General features: G+C 71.5%; 15 protein-coding genes and 1 pseudogene. 8 read left to right on the top strand and 8 right to left on the bottom strand.

The genetic code is table 11. The annotated features are described in order from the left end of the window. Positions 1-35 precede the first annotated feature (35 nt). The 5 genes and pseudogenes from ACIQM4_RS18615 to ACIQM4_RS18595 all read right to left on the bottom strand — a co-directional run bounded on the left by ACIQM4_RS18615 (position 36) and on the right by ACIQM4_RS18595 (position 3,748). Positions 36-482 carry a MarR family winged helix-turn-helix transcriptional regulator gene (locus ACIQM4_RS18615; RefSeq protein WP_401592595.1) on the bottom strand — a complete coding sequence of 149 codons (447 nt, stop codon included), beginning with the start codon at positions 480-482 and terminating at the stop codon, positions 36-38. Between the two features lie 175 nt (positions 483-657). Beyond that, positions 658-900, bottom strand: a pseudogene (locus tag ACIQM4_RS18610) (SDR family oxidoreductase); the annotation flags it as partial. Between the two features lie 209 nt (positions 901-1,109). Further along, the gene (locus tag ACIQM4_RS18605; RefSeq protein ID WP_401592593.1) at positions 1,110-2,387 is read right to left on the bottom strand and encodes an FAD-dependent monooxygenase; all 1,278 of its coding nucleotides are present in this window, start codon (positions 2,385-2,387) and stop codon (positions 1,110-1,112) included. Positions 2,388-2,706: 319 nt separating this feature from the next. Then, a complete protein-coding gene (locus tag ACIQM4_RS18600) occupies positions 2,707-3,378 on the bottom strand; it encodes an AIM24 family protein (protein WP_401592591.1) in 672 nt (223 codons plus the stop codon). Between the two features lie 70 nt (positions 3,379-3,448). Continuing rightward, the gene (locus ACIQM4_RS18595; protein ID WP_401592590.1) at positions 3,449-3,748 is read right to left on the bottom strand and encodes a hypothetical protein; all 300 of its coding nucleotides are present in this window, start codon (positions 3,746-3,748) and stop codon (positions 3,449-3,451) included. 344 nt (positions 3,749-4,092) lie between these two features. Here ACIQM4_RS18595 and ACIQM4_RS18590 point away from each other — a divergent pair, with 344 nt between their 5' ends. The 8 genes from ACIQM4_RS18590 to ACIQM4_RS18555 all read left to right on the top strand — a co-directional run bounded on the left by ACIQM4_RS18590 (position 4,093) and on the right by ACIQM4_RS18555 (position 11,124). Continuing rightward, on the top strand, positions 4,093-5,703 hold the full coding sequence (locus ACIQM4_RS18590; RefSeq protein WP_401592588.1) for a molybdopterin-dependent oxidoreductase: 1,611 nt from the start codon (positions 4,093-4,095) through the stop codon (positions 5,701-5,703). Positions 5,704-5,846: 143 nt separating this feature from the next. After that, positions 5,847-6,497 (top strand): fasciclin domain-containing protein, encoded by a 651-nt coding sequence (locus tag ACIQM4_RS18585; RefSeq protein ID WP_401592586.1) that lies wholly within the window; start codon positions 5,847-5,849, stop codon positions 6,495-6,497. A gap of 378 nt (positions 6,498-6,875) precedes the next feature. Continuing rightward, positions 6,876-7,031: a DUF6131 family protein gene (locus ACIQM4_RS18580; RefSeq protein ID WP_401593157.1), complete on the top strand. Its 156-nt coding sequence runs from the start codon at positions 6,876-6,878 to the stop codon at positions 7,029-7,031. Between the two features lie 288 nt (positions 7,032-7,319). Further along, positions 7,320-7,745: an Hsp20/alpha crystallin family protein gene (locus ACIQM4_RS18575; RefSeq protein WP_401592584.1), complete on the top strand. Its 426-nt coding sequence runs from the start codon at positions 7,320-7,322 to the stop codon at positions 7,743-7,745. 336 nt (positions 7,746-8,081) lie between these two features. Continuing rightward, positions 8,082-8,966, top strand: a complete 885-nt coding sequence (locus tag ACIQM4_RS18570) for a SigB/SigF/SigG family RNA polymerase sigma factor (protein WP_401592582.1) — start codon at positions 8,082-8,084, stop codon at positions 8,964-8,966. Positions 8,967-8,979: 13 nt separating this feature from the next. Further along, entirely contained in the window at positions 8,980-9,285 is a 306-nt protein-coding gene (locus tag ACIQM4_RS18565; protein ID WP_401592580.1) for a DUF5133 domain-containing protein, read from the top strand. Positions 9,286-9,424: 139 nt separating this feature from the next. After that, a complete protein-coding gene (locus tag ACIQM4_RS18560; RefSeq protein ID WP_401592578.1) occupies positions 9,425-10,585 on the top strand; it encodes an aromatic acid exporter family protein in 1,161 nt (386 codons plus the stop codon). Positions 10,586-10,710: 125 nt separating this feature from the next. Further along, positions 10,711-11,124 carry a VOC family protein gene (locus tag ACIQM4_RS18555; RefSeq protein ID WP_401592576.1) on the top strand — a complete coding sequence of 138 codons (414 nt, stop codon included), beginning with the start codon at positions 10,711-10,713 and terminating at the stop codon, positions 11,122-11,124. Between the two features lie 104 nt (positions 11,125-11,228). Here ACIQM4_RS18555 and ACIQM4_RS18550 read toward each other — a convergent pair whose 3' ends face one another. From ACIQM4_RS18550 to ACIQM4_RS18540, 3 genes are all read right to left on the bottom strand, one after another. Next, positions 11,229-12,263 (bottom strand): PHP domain-containing protein, encoded by a 1,035-nt coding sequence (locus ACIQM4_RS18550; RefSeq protein ID WP_401592574.1) that lies wholly within the window; start codon positions 12,261-12,263, stop codon positions 11,229-11,231. Positions 12,264-12,394: 131 nt separating this feature from the next. Next, complete coding sequence (locus ACIQM4_RS18545; RefSeq protein ID WP_401592572.1) at positions 12,395-13,219, bottom strand: amino acid ABC transporter ATP-binding protein; 825 nt, start codon at positions 13,217-13,219, stop codon at positions 12,395-12,397. A 5-nt stretch (positions 13,220-13,224) separates the two neighbouring features. After that, complete coding sequence (locus ACIQM4_RS18540) at positions 13,225-14,010, bottom strand: amino acid ABC transporter permease (RefSeq protein ID WP_401592570.1); 786 nt, start codon at positions 14,008-14,010, stop codon at positions 13,225-13,227. Positions 14,011-14,015 lie beyond the last annotated feature (5 nt).

Below are 14,015 nucleotides of genomic sequence, written 5' to 3'. Positions count from 1 at the left end.
CCTCTCCGTCGTTTCGCGGGACGCGACCGGCCTGTTCAGTCCCGTGGCCAGGGTCGCCCGTCAAGGCGCTCGCTGTCCCGGTTGAAACGCCCGAGGCCGGCCGCGAACTGTGCGGCCTCCTCCGGCGTCCAGTTCTCCAGCACCCGGGCCAGACCGCTCAGGTTGGAGCTGCGGTCGCTCGCCAGCCGCCGCCGTCCCTCGTCGGTGACGGCGAACTTCCGGGCGATACCACCCGCCGGGTCGGGGATCCGCTCGACGACCCCCGCGCGCAGCATCGCCGCGGTCTGGCGGTTGAGAGTGGAGGCGTCCAGCCCCAGGGCGTGGCTCAGTTCGCTGATCGACAGGGGCCCCTCCGCGAGGATCCGGCTCAGCAGGATGTACGCACTGCGGTCCAGCCGCCCGTCACCCCGCCCGGTGAGCAGGTTCATGTGCCGGCCGAGCAGCATGGTCTCGAACTCGATCTGGTCCAGGGGCTTGTCCACGCGAGGTTCCTTCTACTGCGAGCGCGCCTCCCCCCGCAGGGCTGGGGGGAATGGGAGGAAGGTCACCTGCCGTAGATATACCACGGCCGCTCCGGCGCACGATCGGGGCGTACGAGGATACGGAGGGCCCTCGGACTGCGGGCCCCCAGGCGGTAGGACCTCACTCGGTGGGCCCTCAGACCGCCGCCCACCCGTCGTCGACCGGCAGCACCGCGCCGTTGACGAACGCGGCGGCGTCCGAGGCCAGGAAGACGATCGCGTCGGCCTGTTCCGCCGCGCTGCCCAGGCGCCCGATGTTCGCGCGGATCAACTGCCCGATCAGCGCCGGGCCCTGGGCATCGGGGGCCGCGTCGACCTGGATCGCGGTCCTGGTCGGGCCGGGGGAGACGGCATTGGCACGGATGCCCTGCTTGCGGTAGGCGGCAACCGCGGTGTGCGCGGCCGGAGTTGACCGGTCGTGCACAGGGTGGGCGCGCAGCTCGACAGCCCGGTTCATGGCGATGTTTGTGCATCGTACATGCCACGTGTATCGCACACATCGAGGTCCAGGCTTCCGCCGTGCGGACAGGAATCCCCCCCCGGGAGTGGCTCCCCCGAGGGGGGCCCCAGGAAGGGCGGCTCCTCCGGTCAGGGGGCGATCGACGGCCGGCCGGGGGCCGGGTAGTGCGGGAGCGCGATCGCTTCGGCCGGCGGGGTGAACAGCGCGCCGGCCCGCGAGGAGAGGCGGCCGGCCAGCGGCGTGGCGGCGGCGCGCAGGACCGCGCGGAAGAGCGCCTGCTGCGGGCCGGTGCGCGGGTGGGCGATCCGGGGAGCGCCGGGCGGCAGCTTCTGCGCCCGCTCCACGAGGGGGCGCAGCAGCTGCTCGTACCGGGTGAAGGCGGTACGGGGGGTGTCGTGCCGGTTCAGCTCGCCGGCCAGGACGTACGCGCCGGCCAGGGCGAGGGTGGTGCCCATGCCGCTGATGGGCGAGGGGCAGTACGCCGCGTCACCGAGCAGCGCGACGCGCCCGCGGCTCCAGACCGGCAGCTTGACCTGCCCGACGGCGTCGAAGTAGAGGGAACCGTTGTCGAGGGCGTCGAGAATGCGCGGGGTCTCCCAGCCCGCGTCCGCGAAGGTCCCGCGCAACACTGCCACCAGAGCGTCGGTGTCCAGCCGGTCCAGCCCGCGCACGTCGCTGACGAGACTCAGGAAGGCCCGGACGCTTGCGGTGCTGTCGGGGTTCTCGGCGTCAGCGGCGTCAGCGGGGTTGTCGGGGCCGCCGCCGGTGCTGTCGGGCCGCAAGGAGACCTGGCGTCCGCGTCCGGCCGCGAACACCCGCCAACGGTCGTCGTCGGCGGCGGTACGGGGGAGAGTGAGGTGGGCGGTGTAGAGGCCGAGTTCGTGGACGGGGGCGTCCGGCATGATCAGGTCCCGGCTGCGGGAGCGCAGCCCCTCGGCGAGTACGACGACGTCGAAACGGCGTCCGGCGCTCCGGACGAACTCGACGTCGACGCCGTGTCCGTCGTCGTGCAGGGCGCTGATCCGGTCGCCGAAGACGTAGTCGGCCGAGCCGGCGGAGTGGTTGTGGAGGATCCGGGCGAGGCGGCCGCGCAGGATCTCCAGCTCGGCGGTGAGGCCGCCGGTGTCGTCGGCCCCGGCGGCGAAGGAGGCGTAGGGGCGCCCGCGTCCGTCGATGAAGTCGGTGCCCGTCTCGCCCGTGTGGGCGGCGCGGACGGCCTCTTCGAGCCCCATCCGGCGCAGGACCGTCCGCCCGACGCCGCGTACGTCGACGTTCTGACCCTCCTCGCGGAGACGGTCGAACCGCTCGACGACCGTGACGTCCCACCCGGCCGCCCCGAGCCACCAGGAGAGGGCGGGCCCTGCGATGCTCGCGCCGGAAACCAGCACACTCTTGCGTCCCAACACGACTCCTCTTGTACGCCTCGCAGCCGGTCCGCCGCGACCCGGCACACCGGTGGGAGCGGCATCCGACTCGTCGGCCGGCGCCGTACGGGCACGCCGGCCGACTCTGCCTGGGACTCCAGGCCGACTCTGCCTGGGACTCCGGGCCGACTCTGCCTGGGACTCCGGGCCGACTCTGCCTGGGACTCCGGGCCGGCTCTGCCTGGGACTCCGGGCGGGCTCCGCCCGGGACTTCGCGCGGGCTCTGCCTGGAACTCCCCGCGGGGCTCCGCCCGGGACTTCGCGCGGCCTGGGCCAGAGGCTTCCGTGCGGGCTCTGCCGGTCAGGCCGAAGGTGTCGGCTTGGGCTCGTTGGGGTTCACCACGACGACGCCCTCCCCCTCCAGCTTCAGCTGCACGGCCTCGCCCGAACCGCCCTTCACCATCGAACCGACACTCTGCGAGCGGTGCAGCGACGTCTGCAGCCCGGGGCTCCACGCGACGACCGCGTCGGTGTCCACATGGACGGGCGCGTCGGGCGTCACCGGCAGCACCAACGGGATGCCCGCACTGGTCAGGGCCAGGCGGCCGGTGCCGCTGAACGTGCAGTTGAACAGCCCGCCGCCCGCCATCCCCGCACCCTTGACGGTGGTGATGTCGTACTTCAGCGAGGCGTCGAAGCACAGGACGTTCTTGCCGTTGACCGTCAGGCCGCGGTTCTCGTCGATGTCGACGAGGAAACAGTGCGCCGCGTCGGCGGCGAACCACGCCTCGCCCTCACCGGTGACGGTCATGAGCGCCAGTCCCTCACCGGTGACGGCGCGCTTGAGGAAGTTGCCCACGCCCTGGCCCTGCCGCTCGAACTCCAGGGCGCCGCGCCAGGCGACCATCGTGCCCTGCCGGGCTCTGGCCTCCCCCTTGACGGCATAGCGGACGGCCATCGCGTTCTCCAGGGTGAGCCCGGGGGCGGTGGCGGGCCGGACGAGGTTCTCGGGATCGAAGAGGTTTCGTTGCATGCGGCTCCCAGTACCCCGTCGGGAGTCCGCCAGTCCCCGTCGTCGCTTACGGCGGTTCGCGGCAGCAGCCTCAGTGGTGGCAGTGCCAGGCGGAACCTGTCCCCGTCCCGTCGCCCGTTCCTCGGCCGCGGGTGCCGGTGCCGGGGGCGCGGTTCGTGCCGGTGGCCGCGTCCGGCGCGTCGGCGCGGGGGAGCGGCGGTTCCTGGGGGACCCCCGTGATCCGGGCAAGTACGGCCGGCTTCAGGTACGCGGGGACGGGCTCCGGCGGTTCCACCGACTCCACCGACTCCACCGGTTCGGCCCGGCCCGGCCGGGGCTCGGACGGCCGGGCGCGGGCACCGAAGAAGTAACGCGCGGTCTCACGTGACATGGGAACTCCGAACCGAAGAGGAGGGGCGCGGGACGCCTGTTGCGCACAGGCGATTCGGCGCGGAGGCCGGGCCGGATTGTCCTTCCGGCCAAGTACGCACGGACAGCCCAGCGAAGGCACCCCCCGAACTGACGCGCACGGACCGCGACCGCACCCGCGCACGGACCCCGACCGCACCCCTGCACGGTCCCCGACCGCACCCCCGCACGGACCCCGACCGCACCCGCGCACCACCCCGCGAAGACCTCCGCAAGGCGCCCCCGCAAAACGCACCCGCAAACACCACCGAAAAAAGAATTCCGAGAACGGCCCATCCCCGGAGCCGTCCGCTCCGAAGTACAGATGTGACCAAGATCCTGAGCAAAGGCGTCCGTTTGCCGCTCGCAGCGCTGTCCGGGCTGCTGGCCGGTTTCGCGTCGCTGGCGGTTGCCGAGCTGGTGGCGGCCTGGGTACGGCCCGAGTCAGGCCCGCTGGTCGCGGTCGGGGGAGCGGCGATCGACCGGACCCCCGTCGCCGTGAAGGACTGGGCGATCCGCCAGTTCGGAACCAACGACAAGCTGGTACTGCAACTCGGCATCCTCGCGGTCCTCGCGCTCCTTGCGATGGTGATCGGTGTGCTGGCCCTGCACCACCGGCGGGTCGGTACGGCCGCAGTGCTGATGTTCGGCGTGGTGGGCGGTGTCGCCGCGACCGGACGGCCCGACTCCACGGGCCCGGTCGACGCCCTGGCCTCGGTGGTCGGCGCGCTCTGCGGCGCCGCCCTCCTGTACCTGCTGATCGGACGGCTCACCCGGCCGCCCCGCCACGCCGCCTCCGTACCCGCCCAGGGCGATACGGGGGGAGAGACCGTGGGCAGCCCGGTGGGCTGGGACCGGCGCGGGTTCGTGATCGCCGCAGGGGCGGCCGCCGTCGCCTCGGCGGGCGCGGGCTTCGTCGGCAGGTCCCTCTCCGGCTCGCGGGGCGAGACAGCCGTGGCGTCGCGCGGCACGGTCACCCTGCCCCGGCCCGCATCGGCGGCCCGTCCGATCCCTTCGGGAGCTGTCCTGCACACCCCCGGGATCAGCCCCTTCGTCACCCCCAACAAGGACTTCTACCGCGTCGACACGGCGCTGGTGGTACCGAAGGTGGATGCCACCGCGTGGCGCCTGACCATCCACGGCAAGGGCGTCACCCGGCCCCTCACCGTCACCTTCCAGGACCTTCTCGACCGTCGGCTGATTGAGCGTCACATCACCCTGACCTGCGTCTCCAACGAGGTCGGCGGTCCGTACGCGGGTACCGCACGCTGGATCGGCGTACCGCTGGCGGAACTCCTCAAGGAGGCCGGAGTACGCCCTCCCTCGCGCGGCGGCCCCGCCGACCAGCTGGTGGCCCGTTCGGTGGACGGCATGACGATCGGCAGTCCCGTCGAGGACCTGATGGACGGCCGTGACGCACTGCTCGCCGTCGGCATGAACGGCGAACCGCTGCCTTTCGACCACGGCTTCCCGGTCCGGATGGTCGTGCCCGGCCTCTACGGGTACGTCTCCGCCTGCAAGTGGATCGAGGACATCGAGCTCACGACCTTCGACGACTACGACCCGTACTGGGTGAAGCGCTCCTGGTCCAAGCGGGCCCCGATCAAGACGCAGTCGCGCATCGACACGCCTCGGCCGTTCGCCACCCCGAAGGCCGGCACGGTGATGGTCGCCGGCGTGGCCTGGGCCCAGCACCGCGGCATCGACAAGGTCGAGGTACGCGTCGACGAGGGGCCCTGGCAGCGCGCCGACCTCGCCGCCGAGGACACCACGGACACCTGGCGTCAGTGGTCGATGCCCTGGAAGGCGGCCCCCGGCAGCCACACCCTCACCGTCCGCGCCACCGACCGCACCGGAACCACCCAGACCGAGCAGCGGGTCGGGACCGTTCCCGACGGGGCGACCGGCTGGCACTCCGTGGTCCTGACCGTCGGATGAGTCCCGCGGCCCTCAACTCCCACCCGCAAGCCCACCACCGCAACACCACCCAAGCTCACCACCGCAACACCACCCAAGCCCACAACCGCAACACCAACCAAGCCCACAACCGAATCACAAACACAACCCTCAGGAGCAGCATCATGAACGCACTTCGTTTCCGTCGCGCCGCCCTTGCCGTGTCCGCCGTCGCGATCCTGCCCCTCACGCTGACCGCCTGCGGTGACGGTGACAAGAAGGACGCCGCCGCCGGACCCTCCGCCTCCGAGCCCGCCGCTCCGGCCGCGTCCTCGACGCCCTCCGACATGACCCCGATGAACGGCCCGTTCGGTCCGGGCTGCGCCGGCGTCCCCAAGGAGGGCAAGGGCAGCTTCGACGGCATGGCCAAGGACCCCGTCGCCACCGCCGCCTCCAACAACCCGGCCCTGTCCACCCTGGTGACCGCCGTCAAGAAGGCAGGCCTGGTCGACACCCTCAACAACGCCAAGAACATCACGGTGTTCGCCCCCACCAACGACGCCTTCGCCAAGCTCCCCAAGGCCGACCTCGACGCCGTCCTCGCCGACAAGGCCAAGCTGACCGACATCCTCACCTACCACGTCGTCGGCGAGAAGCTCGCCCCCAAGCAGCTGGAGAACGGCACCTACCCCACCCTCCAGAAGTCCACCCTGACCACCGCGGGCTCCGGCGAGGCCTACAAGGTCAACGACACCTCCAACGTGGTCTGCGGCAACGTCCCGACCGCCAACGCCACCGTCTACATCGTCGACACCGTCCTCATGCCGAAGAAGTAGCAGGACGGGGAAGGCAGGCCGGACGGTTCGTCGGTTCCGGCCGGGCGCCCGCCGCCTGTTGAAGGGGCGCACACCGATTCACCGGTGTGCGCCCCTTCGGCGTGTGTCACTCAGGCGGCGGACCAGCCCCTCACCAGCTCCGCGGTACTTGCCCGCGCCCGCCGGGCACCGGAATCCGCGTCGCGGTAGCCCGCGACAGTCGAAGCCGCGGCCCCGTGCGGTCACCGGATCGGTCACCGGACACCCGACCGCAGGCGGCGCGGGCAGATGTGTGCGACCGTTGACATGCGGCCGGTCTCGTGCTCGCCTGCCCCGCTCGCGGCGGGAACCATGGGCGTGACCCGCTTCCGGACCCCGGCCGTCGAGAAGGGAACTGTCATGATCGTTCTCGGCGTCATCCTGCTCGTCATCGGGCTGCTGGCCGGCATCTCCGTGCTGACCACCATCGGTGGCATCCTCATCGTGGTGGGCGCGATCCTGTGGATCCTCGGAGCCACCGGGCGCGCGGTCGGTGGTCGCAAGCACTATTTCTGACGAGGTCGCACGCACGACCCTGATCCGGCCGCCGCAAGCACGCAGGCACGCCTCTGATCAGGTCGCAGGCGCTGGTCCTGCGTACCAACTCCCGAGCCCGGCACCCCCATGGGTGCCGGGCTCGTCGGCGTTCGAGGGGGGTTCGTCCCAGGTGGTGAGTGGTGCGCCGGGTGGGCCCGGGAGTGTCCGGGCAACTTAGTTGAGCGGAGGCTTGTCAAGTTTTCGGGAATTCGCTATATAAGAAGGCGTAGGGCATCGCACCCGACGAGAGAAGAGGAGTGACCTGTGATGCTCATGCGTACCGACGCTTTTCGGGAACTGGACCGGATGGCCCAGCAGTTCTGGGGAACGACGGCCCATCCGGCGGTCATGCCGATGGACGCCTACCGCGCCGGCGAGGAATTCGTCGTCCACTTCGACCTGCCGGGCATCGATCCCGAGTCCATCGACGTGGACATCGAGCGCAATGTGCTCACCGTCAGGGCCGAGCGCCGCACCGCCGCCCCTGAGGGCGCGGAGATGATCGCCTCCGAGCGTGCCTCCGGACTGCACACCCGCCAGCTCATCCTCGGCGACACCCTGGACACCGAGCGCATCGACGCCTCGTACGAGGGTGGGGTACTGACGCTGCGGCTGCCGATCTCGGAGCGTGCCAAGCCCCGCAAGATCGCCATCAGCGGGACCGAGCGGGAAGCACGGCAGATCCGGGCCTGAGGCGCGCCCAACTCCGGTCGCTGTCACCCGTTTGCCGGTATCTGTCGACACCGCCCACGGCGCGGGGTGAACTGAACACCTCCTGCCCCGGCCCCGTCGCGCAGCACGCGTTACGGAGGTCGCCCCGTTTTACGGAGGTGGGCGGGGGCAGACGCGGCTCGGGTGCTTCGGCAAGCAGGCGCCTGTTCCGTATCCGTCAAGGTCCGGGGTCGCCTGCTGCCCTCCCGTGGGATCTCCCCGGCAGAAACGCACTGCGTACCGCGTACCGAGCACCGGGTGCCCAGTGCCGAGCACTGAGCACCACGTGCCCCGTGCTGCGTGCCGAGGGAGCTTGCAATGACCGCAGTTCTGGCCGAACCACCGCCGCGTACCACCCGCTCCGGGCCGGCCGGGCGCCTCTTCCAGGAGGCGCCCGGCTCCGGTGCCCTGTTCGACCGCGCCGCGCTCGCGCGGGGGCCGGAGCGGGAGGCGCTGCTCCATGAGGCGGTGGCGGTGTGGCTGCCGATGGCGCACCGGATCGCGACCAAGTACCGCGACCGCGGCGAGGCGCTGGAGGATCTGAAGCAGGTGGCCGCGCTGGGCCTGATGAAGGCGGTCACCCGGTTCGACCCGTGCCGGGGCATCCCGTTCGAGGCGTTCGCGGTGCCCACGATCGTGGGCGAACTCAAGCGTCACTTCCGCGACCACCTGTGGTCCGTACACGTCCCCCGGCGCGTGCAGCAGTACCGCAGTCAGGTCCGGGCCGCGCGCCGGGAGCTGGCCGAGCACTCCGGTGAGGAGCCCGGACCGGGAGAGATCGCCGCTCGGGCGGGGCTGACGGAGGACGAGGTCCGCCAGGGCATGGAGGCGGCGGAGACCTTCTCCGCCCTCTCCCTCGACCACGCCCTCAGCGCCGGCAGCACGGCCACCCTCCAGGATCTGCTGGGCGCCCCGGACGCCCGGCTCGCCCACCTCGTCGACCGAGAGGCGGTGAAACCGATTCTGCGATCCCTGCCGGTCCGCGAGAAGAAGATCCTCTACCTGCGGTTCTTCGCCGAGATGTCGCAGGCCGAGATCGGCAAGGAGATGGGCATGTCGCAGATGCACGTGTCACGGATCCTCACCAGGATCTGCACCCGCATCCGCAGGCAGGTCCTGGACTCCGACAGCAGGCAGGTCCTGGACTCCGACAGGAGAAGTCACTGCGGCGCCGAGCGCCGCCACGTCCGTCGTTCGTCATGAGAGGCAGCCCGTCATGATCACCCCCTCACCGCGGACCCTGCGTCCGCTCCTCGCCCGCCACGCCGACGCACTGGCCAGGTTCGAAGCGCATCCCGGCGAAGAGTCCGCGCGCGTGGTGGAGGATCTGAGATACACGCTGTGCGTGATCACCGGGACCTCCCGCATCGAGGACGCGCTGGCCGCGGCGGAGCGGATCCTCCAGCGGGCCGCGGCGCCCGTTCCCGTTCCCGTCCCTGTCCCCGTACCGTCCGCCGTACCCACCGCCGCCCCCACTCCCGTCCCCGCCTGCGCGCAGAGCTCCGAGGCCCTCGCGGCGTGAGGGCCGGGAGTGCGCGTCGGCCCACTCGCGAACGGTGTGCCGCACCTCTCGATTCGCCGGCCCGCGCGGGGTCACCCGGTTGACGGGCCATCGGCCTCGGACGACAGAAGAGCACGGGAAAGGCAAGAACGAGTACGTGATGAACTGGGTACGGGACGTCGGGGCATGGCTGGCACGGGCCTGGCGGTCCTCGGGGCACGAGCGGAACACGGTCCTGGTGATCGTCAAGAGCGCGCTGGCGGCGACTGCGGCGTGGTGGGTGGCGTACGACCTGATCGGCGCGACGTCACCGGCGTTCGCCCCGTTCTCCGCGGTGCTGATCATGAATGCGACGGTCTATCAGTCGCTGTGGCAGGCCCTGCGCTACACGGCGGCGGTGACCGCCGGAGTGGCCGTGCAGGCCGTGCTCGGGTTCCTGATCGGACCCGAACTGTTCGTCTTCCCGCTGGTCGCCGTCATCGCGCTGGCGATCGGGCAGTGGCCCGCCCTGGGGGAGCAGCGCGCCCAGGTGGGCACGGCCGCGTTCTTCGCCTTCTCCACCTACACCATGGCCTCCGCCACCGGGGACCAGGCCGTCCAGCTCGGACAGATCGTGCTCCTGGTCCTCATCGGCTGCGGGATCGGTCTCATCGTCAACCTGTGCGTGGCGCCGCCGCTGCGCTACCGCGGTGCCGAACAGGGCATCCAGGTGCTGAGCCAGGAGGTCGAGGCACTGCTCGACGACATGGCCGACGGCCTGCGCGACGGGGACGTCTCGTCCGAGCGCACCGAGGGCTGGATCGCGGCGGGCAAGCGCGCCCAGCGCTCGGTCGACCAGGCACGCGCCGGTCTGACCACGGCGGAGGACAGTCTCCCGTTCAACCCGCGGCGCCTGCTGCCCGCCCACCGCGGCTATCTGACCTTCGACCGCTACCGGCAGGTCCTCGTGTCCATGGAGCGCGCCGTCTACCAGCTGTCCTCGCTCAACCGAAGCCTGCACCGGTGGCAGGAGACGGAGAACACCTACAGCTACGCCCCCGTACTGCACACCTACGCGGACTTCCTCGTCTCCCTGCGCGACGTCGCCCATGTGCTGTCCTCGATCGACAGCGACACCCTCACCGAGCAGGCCCAGGAGGCGTGCCGGCTGTCGGGCACCGCCCAGGAGAAGCTCCAGGACGTACTCGGCTCGGCGCAGGAAGCGGATCTGCCACTGGCCGACTCCACCCGCCCGTACGGCGTGCTCATCGTGGAGGCGACCAGGCTGATGGAGGAGTTCCAGTACACCTGCGACGCACTCCTGACCACCGCTGACGCGTAGCGGGCCGGGAGCGGGCGGTCCGGGGCGCCGAGCTCGGGTGCGGCCCGGTTGAGTTTCGGCGGGGCGGGGGCGGGCAACGGGTTTCCATGGGCGACGGGCATGGCGGTATCCGGTTGGTACAGACGGTGCTCGACAGCACCGACGCGCGGCAGCTGGCGGAGTTCTACCGTGTGCTGCTGGGGCTCACCTACCGCCCGGGGGACGAGCCGCCCCCGGTGGGGCAACCCGACGAAGGACGGGACTGGCTCGTGCTGAGGGGCCCGGCCGGCGGTCCTCGCATCGCCGTCCAGCAGGTGGCCCGGCTCAGCGCGCCCACCTGGCCGCAGGGCCCGGTCCCGCAGCAGCTGCACCTCGATCTGAGCGTGCCCTCGGTGGCGGAGCTGAGGACGCAGCACGGCCGTGTTCTCGCCCTGGGGGGCACCCTGTTGGCCGACCGCGAGCTGCCCGCCGACGGCGACGACGAGGTGTTCCGCGTCTACCGTGACCCGGACGGCCACCCCTTCTGCATCTTCGTCGAGCAGTCGGGGGCGGACACGTAGGCGGGAGCGGACACGGCTTCGTCGAGTGGGCGGGGGCGGACACATGGGCGGGGGCGGATCTGGGCGGGGGCGCACACCTGGGCGCAGGTACATACCCGGCCGGCTCAACCGCCCGTACGCGTACGGCTCCTCCGGGTCCACGACAGGAGCTTGTCCACGTCCCATGTGTTCACCACCCGGTCCGCGGGCACTCCGCACTCCTCTGCCCGCGCGCACCCGATCACCTGCCAGTCCAATTGGCCGGGGGCGTGCGCGTCGGTGTCCACGGCGAACAGCGTCCCCGCCTCCACCGCCCTGCGGAGCAGCCGGCGGGGCGGGTCCAGCCGTTCCGGGCGGCTGTTGATCTCCACCGCCGTTCCCGCCCGCGCGCACGCCGCGAACACCGCGTCCGCGTCGAACTCCGACTCCGGCCTGCCCCGGCCCGTGACCAGCCGGCCGGTGCAGTGGCCCAGTACGTCGGCCCTGGGGTTGCTGACCGCGGCCACCATCCGGCGGGTCATCGCCGCCGCGTCCATCCGCAGTTTGGAGTGCACCGACACCACGACCACGTCGAGCCGGTCCAGCAGCTCGGGCTCCTGGTCGAGCGCGCCGTCGTCGAGGATGTCGCACTCGATGCCCGTCAGCAGCCGGAAGGGCGCCCAACGGGTGTTCAGCTCCGCCACGAGATCCAGCTGCTCGGCCAGCCGCTCCGGCGACAGGCCGTGCGCCACGGTCAGCCGGGGTGAGTGGTCGGTGAGCACGGCCCAGTCGTGCCCGATGTCCCGCGCCGTGCGTCCCATCTCCTCGACGGGGCTGCCGCCGTCCGACCAGTCGGAGTGCAGATGGCAGTCGCCCTTGAGCAGCGCGCGCAGCCGGCCACCCGCGCCGTCCGCCACGAGCGGGGTGCGCGCCTCACCTTCGAGCCGCTCCAGATAGGCGGGCACCTCGCCCGCCAGGGCCTCCGCGATCACACCCGCGGTCTTGGGGCCGATGCCCTTCAGCCGCTCCAGGGACCCCTGCGCCGTGCGCTCGGCCAGCTCGGCGGGTGCCAGCTCGCGGACCACTGCCGCGGCGGTACGGAAAGCCCGCACGCGGTACGTCGGGGCGCCGTCGCGCTCCAGCAGGAACGCGATGCGTTCGAGTGCCTCCACGGGCCCCATCGCCCACCTCCTGCCGCATCCGGGGTCCGGCCACGTCCGCCCCGCCCCTCCAGGCTCCCCCGACACCCGCCGCGCGGCACCTCGGCCCGCCCGGGAGCCGTCGTACGCCTCGAACCGGGCCGCGGGTCCCGCTACGCCGGTGGCCCTTCCCGGGGCCGGGGCTGCCCCTCGCCCAGCCCGGCCGCCGCCGGGTCAAGCAGGCGGGCCAGGAAGGAGCGGGTACGGGCGTGCCGCGGCGAACCGATCACCTGGTCGGGGGTGCCCTCCTCGACGATGACACCGCCGTCCATGAAGACCACCCGGTCCGCCACCTCCCTGGCGAAGCTCATCTCGTGCGTGACCACGAGCATCGTCATCCCCTCGTCGGCGAGGGAGCGCATCACCGCCAGCACGTCGCCTACCAGCTCCGGGTCGAGCGCCGATGTCGGCTCGTCGAAGAGCATCAGCCGCGGGTCCATCGCCAGCGCGCGGGCGATGGCGACGCGTTGTTGCTGGCCGCCGGAGAGCTGCGCCGGGTAGGTGGACTCCTTGTCGGTGAGCCCGACCCTGGCCAGGCGCTCACGCGCGATCTGTGCGGCCCGTGCCTTGCCCCGTCCCAGCACCCGGCGTTGCGGCAGGGTCAGGTTCTCCAGGGCCGTCAGGTGCGGGAAGAGGTTGAACGACTGGAAGACCATGCCGATGCCGCGGCGCACCTTGTCGATGTCCACGTCCGGATCGGTGACCTCGTCACCCGCCACCAGGACCGTGCCCGAGGTGGGCTCCTCCAGCAGGTTCACACACCGCAGCAGTGTCGACTTGCCGGAGCCCGAGGGGCCGATGACGCACACCACCTCGCCGTACGCGACGGTGAAGTCGATGCCCGAGAGCACCTCCAGCGCACCGAACGACTTGTGCAGGGCCCGCACCTCGATCGCCGGCGCGCCGGCCGGCGCCGCCGGGGACGGAGAATCCTTCACCGTGCTCACCTCGCCCTTGACGTACGTGCTTCGAGCCGCCGGACGAGATGGCCCAGCGGCAGGGTGATCACCAGGTAGCAGAGCCCGGCGATCAGGATCGGGGTCAGGCTGCGGTTCTGGTTCAGCGCGTCCCTGCCGAACTTGGCCAGCTCGTACTGGGACAGCGAGAGACCCAGCAGATACACCAGGGACGAGTCCTTGGTCAGCAGGATCAGCTCGTTGGTGAGCGGCGGCAGCACGATGCGCAGTGCCTGCGGGATGACGATGGACACCATCGCCCTGCCTTGCGACATCCCGAGCGAACGCGCCGCCTCGGTCTGCCCCTTGGGTACGGCCAGGATGCCCGCCCTGATCGTCTCCGCCATGTACGCGGCGCCGACGAGGCCGAGCGCCAGCATCACCGTCACGTACTGGTTGAGCGACATCTGGAAGGCCAGCGGGACACCGAAGCCCAGCGCGATGAAGACCAGGAGCGCGGGCACCCCGCGGAAGAACTCGATGTACGCGACGGCCAGCCAGCGGTACGGCGGAACCTTCGAGAGCCGCATCAGGGCGAGCAGCAGCCCCAGGGTCAGGCCGAAGCCGAAGCCCAGCAGGGTGTAGAGGACGGTGTTGACGAGCGCGGTGGTGATGATGTCGGGGAACTGCGCCTTGGCGACCTCGACGTCGAAGAAGGCGCGCCGGATCTCGCCCCAGTCGGCGGCCAGCGCGACCACGAGCGCGACCACGAGGAGAGCGGCGTACTGGACGCCCCGTACCGCGCGGGTCCGTTGTCGTCGGGACATGGACATCGGCA

Origin of the sequence: Streptomyces sp. NPDC091272 (genome assembly GCF_044757485.1) — a bacterium.
Lineage (GTDB): Bacteria > Actinomycetota > Actinomycetes > Streptomycetales > Streptomycetaceae > Streptomyces.
The sequence above is the reverse complement of the archived record's forward strand: the minus strand, read 5'-3'. Positions and strand labels throughout refer to the sequence as shown.